General features: G+C 63.1%; 9 protein-coding genes. 3 read left to right on the forward strand and 6 right to left on the reverse strand.

What is annotated here, in order from left to right:
* Positions 1 to 107: 107 nt before the first annotated feature.
* The gene (locus ACZ5Y5_RS18780) at positions 108 to 857 is read right to left on the reverse strand and encodes a helix-turn-helix domain-containing protein (protein WP_464810938.1); all 750 of its coding nucleotides are present in this window, start codon (positions 855 to 857) and stop codon (positions 108 to 110) included.
* A 238-nt stretch (positions 858 to 1,095) separates the two neighbouring features.
* A complete protein-coding gene (locus ACZ5Y5_RS18785) occupies positions 1,096 to 1,989 on the reverse strand; it encodes a phytanoyl-CoA dioxygenase family protein (protein WP_464811606.1) in 894 nt (297 codons plus the stop codon).
* Between the two features lie 281 nt (positions 1,990 to 2,270).
* Between ACZ5Y5_RS18785 and ACZ5Y5_RS18790 the strand changes: the two genes are divergently transcribed.
* The 3 genes from ACZ5Y5_RS18790 to ACZ5Y5_RS18800 all read left to right on the forward strand — a co-directional run bounded on the left by ACZ5Y5_RS18790 (position 2,271) and on the right by ACZ5Y5_RS18800 (position 5,935).
* Positions 2,271 to 3,461, forward strand: coding sequence for a helix-turn-helix transcriptional regulator (locus tag ACZ5Y5_RS18790; protein WP_464810939.1), 1,191 nt, complete (start codon positions 2,271 to 2,273; stop codon positions 3,459 to 3,461).
* Positions 3,445 to 4,440, forward strand: coding sequence for a helix-turn-helix transcriptional regulator (locus ACZ5Y5_RS18795; RefSeq protein ID WP_464810940.1), 996 nt, complete (start codon positions 3,445 to 3,447; stop codon positions 4,438 to 4,440). The genes ACZ5Y5_RS18790 and ACZ5Y5_RS18795 overlap by 17 nt, the downstream gene beginning before the upstream one ends.
* A gap of 112 nt (positions 4,441 to 4,552) precedes the next feature.
* Complete coding sequence (locus ACZ5Y5_RS18800; RefSeq protein ID WP_464810941.1) at positions 4,553 to 5,935, forward strand: MFS transporter; 1,383 nt, start codon at positions 4,553 to 4,555, stop codon at positions 5,933 to 5,935.
* Between the two features lie 41 nt (positions 5,936 to 5,976).
* On the opposite strand, the gene ACZ5Y5_RS18805 is transcribed toward ACZ5Y5_RS18800, so the two are convergent.
* From ACZ5Y5_RS18805 to ACZ5Y5_RS18820, 4 genes are all read right to left on the reverse strand, one after another.
* Positions 5,977 to 8,304: a TonB-dependent receptor gene (locus ACZ5Y5_RS18805; RefSeq protein WP_464810942.1), complete on the reverse strand. Its 2,328-nt coding sequence runs from the start codon at positions 8,302 to 8,304 to the stop codon at positions 5,977 to 5,979.
* Between the two features lie 368 nt (positions 8,305 to 8,672).
* A complete protein-coding gene (locus ACZ5Y5_RS18810; RefSeq protein ID WP_464810943.1) occupies positions 8,673 to 9,806 on the reverse strand; it encodes a helix-turn-helix transcriptional regulator in 1,134 nt (377 codons plus the stop codon).
* 85 nt (positions 9,807 to 9,891) lie between these two features.
* Complete coding sequence (locus tag ACZ5Y5_RS18815) at positions 9,892 to 10,623, reverse strand: SDR family NAD(P)-dependent oxidoreductase (protein ID WP_464810944.1); 732 nt, start codon at positions 10,621 to 10,623, stop codon at positions 9,892 to 9,894.
* On the reverse strand, positions 10,620 to 12,752 hold the full coding sequence (locus ACZ5Y5_RS18820) for an FAD-dependent oxidoreductase (RefSeq protein WP_464810945.1): 2,133 nt from the start codon (positions 12,750 to 12,752) through the stop codon (positions 10,620 to 10,622). Before ACZ5Y5_RS18820 ends, ACZ5Y5_RS18815 begins: the two co-directional genes overlap by 4 nt.
* Positions 12,753 to 12,754 lie beyond the last annotated feature (2 nt).

Genomic DNA, 12,754 nt, shown 5'->3' on the forward strand with positions numbered 1-12,754 from the left:
GCATCCTCTCCTAATAGCTCCGGCCACTGCTCATGGCCTCGGTCCGGGCTACCTTCTTTGCGCGCAGCGTGTCTTGAAATGATCCCTTCGTCAAGCGCGATCCGCAATCAACGCGATTTGAGCGGTGAGACCGGGCAGGCCACGGCCAATATGGCGTGCCATTCGCCCGGCAGCGCGGATGTGCGGCGGTCCGCCTGCGCGATTTCCCGCAGTTCGGCCCGGAAACGCTCGATCCTCTCAGCGACGCGGGCTACCCCGACAGGCGACAATTTCACCGTCTCCACGCCAAAGATCGTGTCCGGATCGCCATAGTCGAGCGTGAAGAACAAATGCTTCATATGCTGTTCGAAATGCCGCCGCATCGGCTCGCGCTGCCACACATGGGCCGGGTCCAGCCGTGCGCGGAGCCTTCCGCCGGGCAGTCGGTCGATCAGCGCCAGCCGCTCCAGCCGCTCGACATGCTGGGCGATATGATCGGCCGGTATGCCAAAGCCCTCTTCGGCCTCCGAAACCGGCCAGCCGGTGACGATGATGAAGAAGATGGTGGACAGCTCCGGGCTGCTGGTCAGCGCCTTTTCCTGCGCCAGCGTCAGCTTGTCGGACGATCGGTCGCGCACCGCCGCTTCCTCGGCGATTTCGGTCAGCGTCGTATCGGCCAGCGCGCAAAGCTGCGACAATGTCCGCAAACCCAGCCCCCGGCCGTGCAGCCAACGCTTCACGGTTGCCGTCCCAACCTCCAGCTTTTTCGCGACATCGGCCTGCGTCAGCCCCGCCGCGCGCAGCCTCCGCCGCAGTGCTGCCAGCAGCAGTTCATGTTCCATGCCGAAAGGGTCGTTGGACGGAGGTGCGGGGCTCACCAGATGATCCCCTTCGCCGCTGTGTTGATGCCGCCTTGTGAAGTGCGCGCTAGATTATGTCCTGCGATGTTTGATCGCGGACGGTTCCGAGATCGATATCCATCCCTCGACTCTTCGGCTGCACGGCTTCCGTGCAGCCGAAGCTTGTTCCCTTTCCCGCGCATGACCTCTCCGCCCTTATATGCTGCCGGCCATGGTAAGTCGTGCCCGGCAGCTTACAAGATCGAAGTGTAGCGGGTCACACCTTCTCGTCCTGGCGCACCTGCCTCCGCAGATCCTCGGTCGATCGCCGCTGACCGATCCGCAGCGCCTCTATGTCGCGCGGGGCATATTTCCAGGGGAGGTCAAATCCCATGTTGACGGTGCTGTAGCCCAGCAGCTGGCGCGTACGCTCCGAAGCGCCCGCCATCATCTCTGGATTGAGGAGCAGCGGGTAGAATGCCATCGGCCGCATCCAGGGGTGGATATAGCCGGCGATCACGCCCGCCCGCTCCCGGTCCTTGCTGCTGTTCGCGCCGGTGCCATGATAAAGGCGGCCGTCGTAAATCAACGCCGAACCGGCGGGCCCCTCCGCCGCGACGCTTTCATATTTGACCGAACCATCCTTGACCGGCAGATGGCCCAGCCGATGGCTCCCCGGAACCACGCGGGTCGCGCCGACCTCTTCGTCGAAATCGTCCAGGAACCATATGACGCGGGCGAAAAGTGGCGCGTCATAATGGGGAAGGATATAGTCTGTATCGCCATGGATGCCCATGTCCCGGCTGCCCGGCCGCGTCACATTGGCGCTGAGGCCATGGAGCAGAAAAGGCTCGTTCAGATAGCTGGGGCCCAGAATGAAGCTCGCCATGTCGAGCGCCATCGGGTCTTCGACCAGGTCGCGAAAACAGGGATGCCGGTCCATCAGGATGGACAGACGCCGGTTGGCGGAATCGCGGTCGGTGTAGGATTCCTTGATATTGCCTGCCTTCTCCTCCTTCTCGATCTCGGCGCTCAGGACGGCGCGCATCGATCTGACCTGTTCGGGGGTCAGCGCATCCTTGACGATGCCATAGCCGAATTTGGCGACGTCCGCCTTCACCTGGTCGCGATCCGTAGTGGCGGTGGGGAAAGGGCCCTTGGGCAAGGACATGATCTGCACGGAACGATCCTCTCTTATCTGCTCGTCAATGCGCCATTTGCTAGGATGCGCCTTTCCACCCGGCATCGTCCTGCAGGACCATATGCGTTTGGCTCGTCTGAAACGGGGAATAGTCCTGCGGGACTATGATGGCGCCGTCGCACGCGGCTATGCTGGCCGGTGGCTGTTGTCATGATGTGATAGTCGGATTAGCACTATCAGCAGGGTTACGGGTCGTAAGAGCCTGAACCCTATGAAGCGGGCGCGGTACATCGCCACGCTGGAGGAGAGGCATGGCGATGAACATGGATGATGCCGTTTCGCTAAACGCCGTGATAGATCAGATCTATCGGGATTTCTGCAAGATCCGCCCCGACAGCACCGCGATGAAGATGTTTAGGACCGGGGTCGATGCGGCTACGGCGGGGTTGCAGGCTGCGCCTCTCGGATCATCCTTCCGCTACGAATATCTGGTCCATTCCGGCTTCGACGCGCGTCCTCAGGTCGATGACCGGATCAGGTCGCTCAGCAGGGAAATAGCGGGCAAGATGGGGGAGACTTTTCCCCTGCCTACGGAAGCGGCGATCCGCGTCCTCGATTTCGAAGCCTGTCTTCCTGCAGAGGGGCCAGGTGGCGAGCTGCGGTCCTATTTCGCGCATATCGGCCTGCGCCATGCCATGCTTTCTCCCTGCCTCATCATCCATGACTGGCGCTATGTGCTGTTCGTCGCCCGTTCGCCGGGACAGCCAGCCTTTGGAGATCGGGAACTGGCGTGGATGGAGGCGCTGATACCCCATTTCCGATCCGCCCTGCGCGCGCGCACTCGTCTCGTCGTATCGCAAAGACTGGCCGAAAGTTGCGGGGCGGGGCTGGACCGGCTGGGCATCGGCGTCATCGTCATCGACGCCTGCGGCCAGTTGGTGGAGGTAAGCCCCATCGCGGAAGGCATTTTGGCCGCAAAGGATGGCCTGCTGTCCTCGCCCCGCCTCGCGGCCAGTTGCAATGCCGATAATCGACGTCTCCAGGCACTGCTGCGCCGCGCCGGGTCATCCGATTGGAAAAGGGGCGGGACCGCCCTGTCGATCGAGCGGCCCTCCGGCCAGCCCAATTACCAACTGGTTATCGATGCTCTGCCGCAACCTCCCGGCGTGCCTAGCGACGGCTCCGTCGTGCTCTATCTGCGCGACAGGACCATGGGGCCTGCCAATGCGCTAGAGGCTGGCCTGCTTCAGGACCTGTTCGGGTTGACGGAGGCGGAGGCGCTGGTCGCGCGTGCCGCGGCTGACGGCCGCAGCGCTCATGAAATCGCCAGGGACTTGGGCATCCGTTACAATACTGTGCGGGCGCATTTCCGCTCCATCTTTGCCAAGAGCGGCTTTTCCAGCCGCGCCGATCTGGTGCACATGGTCGTCAACAGCCCGGCCTCGCTCGGCAGACCGGGTCAAGGGGCAGGGGAGGTGCAGGCGCATGCCATATCCGCCTGACCATCTGCCGGATTGCGAGCCACCGATCGCTGTTCTGGACGCCATTTATGATGATTTTGTCCGCGTGCGCATCACGCCGCGCGCTCTGGCGATGGCGCGTGAATGGCTGGGAGCGCTCAGCCTGGATCTCTTGGACCCCGAACAACTGGTTGCAAGCGCCGGGGGCTCGGTGCTGATGAATCTCGCCGCCATCGATGGCGAGAGCGTGGAGCAGGCTCCCGTCCTGCTGGCTCGGTGGTCGGGTGCAGATGATCTAAGCCCGTTGAGGCGCAACCAGTTCGATGCTCTCGTCCGCCATATCCAGCGCGCCAGGACCTTCCGCGCCAAGCTGGTCGAAACGCGCCGGATAGGGGATGTCTTCAACAGCGGCCTTGACCGTCTGTCGATCGGCGTCATGACGATCTTTCCCAACGGCCGTCCCATCGCGGCCAATCGCATCGCGTCGGAAATGCTGCAGGCGGGGGACGGGGTCAGTCTGGTCGCGGGCAAGGTCGCCCTTGCTTTCCCGGCCGATCAAAAGGCTTTCCGGGATATTTGCAACATCGCGCTCTCCGGCGCGGTGCCGCAGGGCGCATTGTGCGTCGGCCGTCCGTCCGGAAAGGCTGATCTCAACCTCCTCATATTGCGCCCGCCGCCAAAGCCCGGCGTCATGCGCAGCGGTCTGCGCATCCTGTTGCGCGATCCGGAACAGCAGACCATTCACTCCCGCAACGCCCTGCGCGATCTTTATGGACTGACTGATACGGAAGCGGCCGTCACCATCCACCTGGCCAATGGCCTGAGCGCGGAGGAGGTCGAAGCGCGCTTCGGCATTCGCCACAACACAATGCGGGCTCACCTGCGGTCGATCTACGCCAAGATCGGCGTCAGCTCGCATGCCGAACTGGTCTATTCCATCCTCGCCGGGGTGAGCGCTATCGCGCTTGAAAACCCTGACGAACTTCCGCCGCTGGAACCCGAAGCGCAGCTCTTGCAATAGGCGCGGATGCGGACGCGCTTAGTCCCGCCGGACTATGTGCCGGGCAGCGCGCCCCGCTATGCCGATCCTGCCAAAGATGGTTGAAATTCAAACCGCTTGGTAGGAGAGCGATGTGAACCAGCATGCGTGGACAACCCCTATGCCCGCGCGGGAAGTTGATCCGGCTACGGCCATCGACATAGCCCGCGTACCTTTCCCGTCTGCACGCACGGCTTGGCGCTCCGTCATCATATTGACGCTGCTCTATTCGCTGTCGCTGATGGATCGTCAGCTCGTTACGCTGCTCGTCACCGACATCAGGGCGGACCTGGGCATCAGCGATTTTCAGATGGGCCTGCTTCACGGCCTCGCCTTCGCGCTCTTCTATGTGACCTTCGGACTGTTGTTCGGCTGGGCGGTCGATCGTTACCCGCGCCGTTCCATCATCTTCTTCGGCGTTCTCTTCTGGTCGCTTGCCACCGCCGCTTGTGGATTTGCCCGGAATTTCGGTCAGTTCCTGGGCGCTCGCTTTGGCGTAGGCGCTGGTGAAGCGGCGCTCAACCCGGCCGCCTATTCCATCATCGGCGACAGCTTCCCAAAGCATCGCCGCGCCGTCGCTCTGTCCGTATTCGGATCGGGCAGCTATTTGGGCGGCGCGTTGGCCGTGGCGCTCGGCGCGTTGCTGATCGGGGCCATACCGTCCGATGGGATCGTGCTGCCGCTGGTCGGCCATCTGCGTCCCTGGCGCATAGCGATGATCGCCGTTGGCCTGCCCGGATTGTTGATCGCCTTCCTGGTGTGGGCAGTCATCGATCCCCCGCGTCAGGAAAAGCAGTCCGACAAAGCCGCCAGCCTCACTGACGCCCTTCGCTTCATGCAGGCCAGATGGCGGCTGTTCGCGTGCCACTTCACCGGTTTCGGGTTGCTCGCTGCCAATGCCTATGGCTTCGGCGCGTGGACGCCCACCTATCTCATCCGCAAGTTCGACCTGCCGATCGCGCTGGTCGGGCTTTCGACCTCGGGTCTGGTGCTTGTCTTCGGCATGGGCGGAACGGTGCTGAGCGGTTGGATCATCGACCGGCTCTTTGCCCGCGGCCGGACCGACATCCACCTGCGCTTCTACATCTTCTGCGCCGCCTTGCAGATCGCCATCCTCTTTTGCGCGGCGGCGGTGGACTCGCTGCCGCTATTTCTCCTGCTCAACGGCTGCGCGATGTTGCTCGCCTCCTACACAGGGGCGGCCGTCGCCGCGTTGCAGATCGCGACCCCCAACGAGTATCGCGGGCAGGTTTCGGCTGTCTATCTCTTCGTCTTCACACTGCTGGGCATTGGCCTTGGCCCCACGCTGGTCGGTGCCATTACGACCTTCGTCTATCGGGACGATGCGATGCTCGGCTGGGCGATTGCCACGGCGGCGGCTATCATCCTGCCGCTTGCCATCACTGCCCTCACGCTTGGCCTGCGCCCGATGCGCGGAGCGGTGGTGCAGGCGCGCCAGTGGTCAGAGGACCGCTAGATGGAAAGCGGGGGCGGATCGTGCCGCCCCCACATCCCTTTTTAGAATTCCACTCCGAAGTCGACGCCATAGGTGCGCGGAGCCTGGAAGGTGCCCAGGGCCCAGGTGTCGAAGATGGGGAACAGGAATTCCGGCTTGTTGGAATTGTTGAGGTTCTTGCCCCACAGTGAAATGCGGCCTTTGACATTCCCTACCGGAATCTCGGCAAAGGTCATGCGCGCGCCAATCTCCCAACTGGACGGGATGACCAGCTGGCGGTCCAGCGCCGCATCGCCGGCACCCAGACAGCCTTCGGTCGGCGACTGGAGCGAACCGATCGGGCACTGCAGCCGGTAATGCTTGCCCTCATATTGGCCGTCTATGCGGAAGCTGAGCTTCGTGCCGTCAGGGAAAGCGGCAGCTTCATAATTGGCGGCCAGATAGGCGGTATGCCGTGGCTGATATGTCCGCACCGGTGTCGCCAGAGGATTGGACGTTTCCGCCTTGGGCTTCACGTCGGTAAAGCCGTAATTGGCCGTCAGCGTCAGGCCGTCCGCCGGAACGAAGGTCGATTCCACTTCCACGCCGCGCGCCCGCTCGGTGCCGGTGTTGAGCAGGATGTTGCCGCCCTGATTGGGGTCGAAGCCCGTCACCTGCAACGCCTTGCGATCCGCCTGGAACAGCGCGACGTTCAGGCGAACGCGCCGGTCGAGGAACTCGGACTTCAGGCCCACTTCATAGGATTTGATCGTCTCCGGATCGAACTCGGCGCCATGGAAGATACCGCCCGACACGAAGCCGGTGGTGAACTTCGCATAGACGCTGCTGTCCTGTGCGAATTTGTAGCGGATCGACGCGTCATAATCGAACCGGCCCTGCTTGGCGCTGAAGCTGCCGCGCGGCACGGTCGGCGTGCGCGGTGCGGCGAGCAGGTCATTTTCCGTCCGGTCGTCCTTGGAATAGCGGGTGCCGCCGCTGATTTCCAGTTCATCGGTCAGGCGGAAATCGACGTGGGCATAGGCCGCATAGGACTTGTTCAGCACCTTGAGCAAATCGCCGCCGGCGAGATAGCTGTCCGGGTTGACGATGGGGATGGGCTGCCCAGGCTGCGTCACCAGGCCGAAGATCACCGGACTGTTGAGGAAAGCCTTCTCGCGATAATAGAAAAGCCCACCGACGAAATCGAGCCGGTCCATATGGCCGAGCAACTGCAGTTCATGCGACCATTGCCGCTGCTTGGCATAGCGCACGGCGGCCAGCGCCTGGTAATAGCCGCCCGTGCCGCCATAGGGATCGACCAGCGCATTGCCGTCCAGATCGGATGAGCTGTTCACCTTAAAGCCGCGCAGCGCCCCGATATATTTGATGCTGATCGCATCATTGAGGTCATAGACCGCTGTCAGGCTGTGCCCCCAAGTCTTCTGGGTGGCGGGCGAAAGCCCGTCGATCGGCACGCTGCTCAGCCGCTTCAGGCTCTCAACAGCGGTGCCGCCCAGCGCGGGCTGGTTCGGGAAATTGGTGATCGCATTGAAAGCCGCGCCGCTGTGCAGCAACTGCATGGCGTCCAGCGTCGTCACCAGATCGGCATAGTCGAAACGGTAATCGAGCGTCAGGCCATCGATGCCCGCATAGCGTACCGCTGCGAAGACGGCTTCATTATTGTTCGCGCCGAAGCTGTCCGCGCTGGTCTGCGGGCCGAAGGGTGCGGGATAGAGATAGGTGCGGCGCGGGCCGCTATTCTTCACATAGCCGGTATTTTCATCATGCGCATAGGTGACGCGCGCCGACAGGCCATGCCATTCGGGCGTGTTGACCGTGATGCGTGCGCGCCGCCGCTGGTAGTTGCCGATCGTGGCCTCAGCGATGACGCCGAACTCGCCAGTGGGCGCCGTCGTCACGAAGCTGATCGCGCCGCCGGTCGAGTTGCGCCCGAACAGCGTGCCCTGCGGCCCGCGCAGCACTTCGATCCGCTCGATGTCGGCAAGGTCGAACGCCGAGTTGCCGGGACGGCCAAGATAGACGCCATCGACATAAAGGGCGACGCCGGAATCGATCTGGAAGTTGATGGAGCCCGAAGATACGCCGCGAATGTTGAACTGCGGCGCGGTCGGTGATCCTGCCTGCTTCTGGATCAAGACGTTCGGCGCGGTCTTGCCGACGTCCTGGAAGCTTTCGATCTGCAGGTCCGCGATCATCTTCGCGTCCATCGCCGTCACGGCGGTCGGAACATCCTGCAGACTTTCCGCACGCTTGCGCGCGGTAACGATGATATCACCCAGCCCGCTCTGTGCCGCAGGGGCGGGTGTCGCCTCCTGTGCGTGGGCGATGCCGGTCATCAAGGCGGCCGGCGCGGCGCATCCGAGCAGCGCGCGGCAGATAAATCGAGACATGTTGGTCCTCCCCATTCTCATGCCAGCGCCTGACGAAGCGGCGAGACTGGCCATGTCGCGGGAGTAAGGGATCGGCGCCAACCCATCTTTTGCAGGCATTGTCTGACCATCCATCCTCTCCACGCGTCTGCTTCAGCAGATCGTCGAGGAAGAGCATCGCGCGGAGCGCGTTCGGGCGATACCTTCAAATCAATTAGGTGAATTGGTAGGGATTGAGAGGTCGCCCGCCTGAAAAAACAGCGTCATCCTGAAACAAGTTCAGGATGACGGCTATTGCGATGTGGCTGGGCCCACCCCCCCCCCCCTTCGCCCTGAGCTTGTCGAAGGGCATTAGTTGGGTTCAGAAAAGACGCCGTGTGAAGCCGCCTCTAGCCCCGCTGCAGCGTCAGTTCCGGCAAACTCGTGTGGATCAGATGTACCAGCTGCGACTGTCGAGCCACCCCGGTCTTCGCAAAGATCGACCGCAAATGCGCGCGCACCGTATTCTCCGCGATCCCCAGCCGGTGCGCGGTGTCGATCACCGAGACGCCGTTCGCCAGGGAAGCGGAGATCGCCGCCTCGGTCGGCGTGAAGTTGAACAGTTTCCGCACCGCGTCCGCCGTCACGACGCATTGGCGCTCCGGATCGCCCAGAAACAGCGCGAGGGCGGGTGAAGTCCCCGTGTGCATGAACCCGGGTATCTGCACCGGCTGCACGACGATGCCGATGTCGCGATGCCCCGAAGGCCGCTCTGCCAGGAAGACCGAACGACCGCCGCCATTGCCGCATTCGGATACCGCTGCCTTCAACCGCTTGCGAAACTCCGCATCGCGTGTGGGATTGGTCAGCGCAACGCGTCCGCCCACCAGGCTGATGCCATCTGAATCCGCCAGGATCGACGCGGCGACCTCGTTCATCTTCAGGACCTTCAGATTATGGTCCAATATTACCGTTCCCACGGCGAACTGTTCGATCGCGCCGATCATCACCGCCTGTTCCGACCGGGACGTTTCCAGCCTTTGATACAGTTCGATCGCTTGTCTCAGATGCGGCACGATCTCTTCGACATGCCGCACTTCTTCCCGGTTGAACGGATCGCCGCTCGGTGCACGGGTCAGCCGCAGGCGCGCCTCGAACCCACCGCTCATGCGCAGATCGACGCCCAGCACATGGGAGCCGTCCATCGATTCAACCCACTCCTTGTAATAGGTGCTGTTCTTGAGCGCCGCCTCGCCCACATATTCGTAAAGCGTCATGACCTTGCCCTCCGGCAGGTTCACAAACGGGTCGATTTCCAGGTAGCGGTCAAGATAGCGCTGGATGGACTCGTTCGGGGCGGTCGGCGTGATCATCGTCGAAAGCGACAGGTCCGGCGGCGTCAGGATCAGCGTGCCGTAGCGCGCATTGGTCTGGTCCCGCAACATCAACAGGAATTCGCGCCACGGATCATCGCCCAGCAGGCCGTTGTTGAGCGCCAGCACCAGGCTCGAAAATTCCGCCAGCCTGCCTGCATCATCATTCATGTCCGTGCCTCTCCTGCACCGGTCCTGTTCGACCCTTCTCAGCATGGTAGAGGCTTGCATGGACATTGCAAATTGCGACAGCCGTTCAGGCTTCCGCGATCATGTAGCCGCCACTGGCGATCAGACATTCGCCGGTGATGAAGCGCGCCGCAGGGCTCGCCAGGAACAGCGTGGGCCCCGCAATATCCTCTGGCGTCCCCCAGCGGCCGAGCGCCATCCGTTGCGCCGTCGCGGGACCATAGACAGGATCATCGGCATAGCGTTCCGTCATCCGTGTCCGCACTGGCCCCGGCGCCACCGCGTTCAGGCGCACGCCCTTCGCCCCCCATTGCTGCGCCAGCGATTTGGTCAGCAGCAGCAATCCTGCCTTGGCTGCGCTGTAGCCGGGGAAAATGGAGTTGCCGAACACCGCCATCATCGACGCGATCGTCACCACCGCGCCGCCGCCGTCATGCTCGCTCCGCTCCAGCAGCGGCAGGCAGGCGGTAGTGAGCGCATGAACCCCTTTCAGGTTCGCGTCGATCGCGGCGTCGAAATCCTCCGGCATGGAGGTGCCGCCCGCATTGTTCACCAATATGTCGAGGCGATCGAGCTCGCTGGCGAGCGCGTGGATGCTTTCCCGGTCATGCAGCCGCAGCGGCCGATAGTCGGCTCCTGCCGGAACAGCGTCCGCCTGCACTTCGTCGCGCGTGCCGGTGATGGTGACGCGCGCCCCCGCTTCGATGAAGGCGGTGGCGATGCCCCCGCCGATGCCACTACTGCCGCCCGTCACCAGCACATGGCGTCCCGTGAAGTCGAACATCGCCTTACCCTTCATCCGATCGCGATGGCGGCGTCAGCCGCATCCTGCATCGCGCCCTCAATATAGCCGACGCCATTGGCGTCGCCGATGCTCTGCACCTGAAAGCCCGCTTCGCGCAACCTGTCCGCCAGGCGGTGGTCCCCCTGCGCACCCTTGGCGATGATCACCTGATCCGCTGCGACAGTCCTGCGCTGGCCAAAGCCGTTTGCGTAGCTGACCTTATGTTCGCCGATCTCGATATCGCTGACGCCTGGCAGCAGTTTGACGTCCAGATGCTTGAGTTCATCCAGCACGCGCCAACGCCGCACGACCTGCAGCCCCGCACCCATGCGCTGCGCTTCGTCCACCACGACAACGCGGCGGCCACGCTTGGCGAGGAACTCGGCCAGTTCCAGCCCCACCAACTCGCCGCCGATGATCACGACCTGCTTGCCGAAGGGCATCCAATATTCGCTGGCCGTGCGAACGAAGCCGGGGCGGGCGGTAAGGCCCGTCACCTTGCCCGCGCGCATCATCAGCCGGGTTTTGCCGTCGATCTTGCCGTCCAGCTGATCCAGATCCTGCGCCAGCATCAGGCTGCGCATTTCATCGCCGCTGAACACATTGTCCCGGTCCGCGCCCGGAATAGGCGGCAGTTCACGCCGCGCGCCGGTTGCGACGATCACTTCGTCAGGGGCCAGCTGCTTCAGCCATTCTGGCGTGGCGCGGCTATTGAGGCGGATGGTGATATTGGCATGGCCTTTCACCTCGCGTTTCAGCCAATCGACGATGCCCTGATTGGGTGCATAGGCGATGGAGGCGAAGCGCGCCGTGCCGCCGAGCCCGCCCGTCGCTTCGATCAGCGTCACGCGATGGCCGCGCTCCGCTGCTCGCCGCGCCGCTTCCATGCCCGCCGGGCCGCCGCCGATGACGGCGACATGGCGGGCCTTGGTGGCGGGCAGAAGGGCGCGCTCGCGCTCGAACCCGGTTTCCGGATTGACCGCGCATTTGACCGGGCGGCTGAAGAAGATCTGGCTGATGCAGGTATAGCAATAGACGCAGGGACGAACTTCCTCGCGTTTTCCCGCCTTCAGCTTGTTGGGCAACGCTGGATCGGCCAGCAGCTTGCGCCCCATCGTCACGAAGTCCAGCTTGCCTGATGCGATGAAGCGGTCGGCATCTTCGGGCTCGATGCGGCCTGGGCAGATGACGGGAATGTCCACCCGCCCCTTGATGCGCGCCGCCGCCTCGACAAAGCCGTTGCGCATGTCGGTGGCGTGACCGGTCGAATAGGTGAGCCCGCGTCCAGGATGGCCATCGGCGGAAATATGGATCGCGTCGGCCCCCGCTTCCTGGGCGAGCCGTGCCGTGGTCGCTGCATCCTCGACCGTGATGCCGCCGTCGATCAGGAAGTGCTGGCTGTCGAGACGCGGCCAGATCGGCATGTCCGGGCCGACCGCCTGCCTGATCCCATGAATGATCTCACAAAGTAATCGCGCCCGGTTCTCGATCGATCCGCCATATTCATCTTTTCGCTGATTCATTAATGGATTCAGGAAAGAGGAAATCAGATATCCATGCCCCGCATGGATCTCCACCGCATCGACCCCGGCCCGTTTCGCCCGTTCTGCGGCACTGGCGAACATCTGCACCAGATGTTCGATATCCTGCGCCGTCATCACCTTGTAGTTCGGCTCCCCCATCGCGGCGAAGGGCGCAGTGAAGATCGCCAGTTCATCCTCCAGGAATCCGTCCATCATGTCGCCGTCGCTCTTGCCGACAGCCGGGATGGAAGGCGTCCAGATCGGCCGCCCGGCAAGCATGTCGTTCATCGCGACCAGCCCGGCATGCTGCAACTGCATCGCCAGCTTCGCCCCATGCGCATGCACCGCATCGGCGAGCGCCTTGACGCCCGGAACATGCCGCTCGTCCGATATCGCCTCGTTGCGCCAGTTGCCCGAACCTTCGGGATAGCCGATCGACACCGAACCCATGGTGATCAGCGCCGCGCCGCCTTTCGCCCGCGCCTCATAATAAGCGCGCAGGCGATCGCCGGTGATGCCGTCCTCATCCGCAAGGTTCGACCCCATCGGCGTCATGAAGATGCGGTTGCGCAGCGGCATCGACCCGATACGGCCGGGGGAGAGCAGATGGCGGTAGGACATGT

The sequence above is a fragment of the Sphingobium sp. TomTYG65 genome (assembly GCF_055395525.1).

What these genes read in the sequence shown, in the direction of transcription:
- ACZ5Y5_RS18805 (WP_464810942.1), bottom strand. Translation starts at nt 8,304, where the DNA reads ATGTCTCGATTTATCTGCCGCGCGCTGCTCGGATGCGCCGCGCCGGCC.
- ACZ5Y5_RS18795 (WP_464810940.1), top strand. Translation starts at nt 3,445, where the DNA reads ATGCCATATCCGCCTGACCATCTGCCGGATTGCGAGCCACCGATCGCT.
- ACZ5Y5_RS18785 (WP_464811606.1), bottom strand. Translation starts at nt 1,989, where the DNA reads ATGTCCTTGCCCAAGGGCCCTTTCCCCACCGCCACTACGGATCGCGAC.
- ACZ5Y5_RS18790 (WP_464810939.1), top strand. Translation starts at nt 2,271, where the DNA reads ATGGCGATGAACATGGATGATGCCGTTTCGCTAAACGCCGTGATAGAT.
- ACZ5Y5_RS18810 (WP_464810943.1), bottom strand. Translation starts at nt 9,806, where the DNA reads ATGAATGATGATGCAGGCAGGCTGGCGGAATTTTCGAGCCTGGTGCTG.
- ACZ5Y5_RS18815 (WP_464810944.1), bottom strand. Translation starts at nt 10,623, where the DNA reads ATGAAGGGTAAGGCGATGTTCGACTTCACGGGACGCCATGTGCTGGTG.
- ACZ5Y5_RS18820 (WP_464810945.1), bottom strand. Translation starts at nt 12,752, where the DNA reads ATGTCCTACCGCCATCTGCTCTCCCCCGGCCGTATCGGGTCGATGCCG.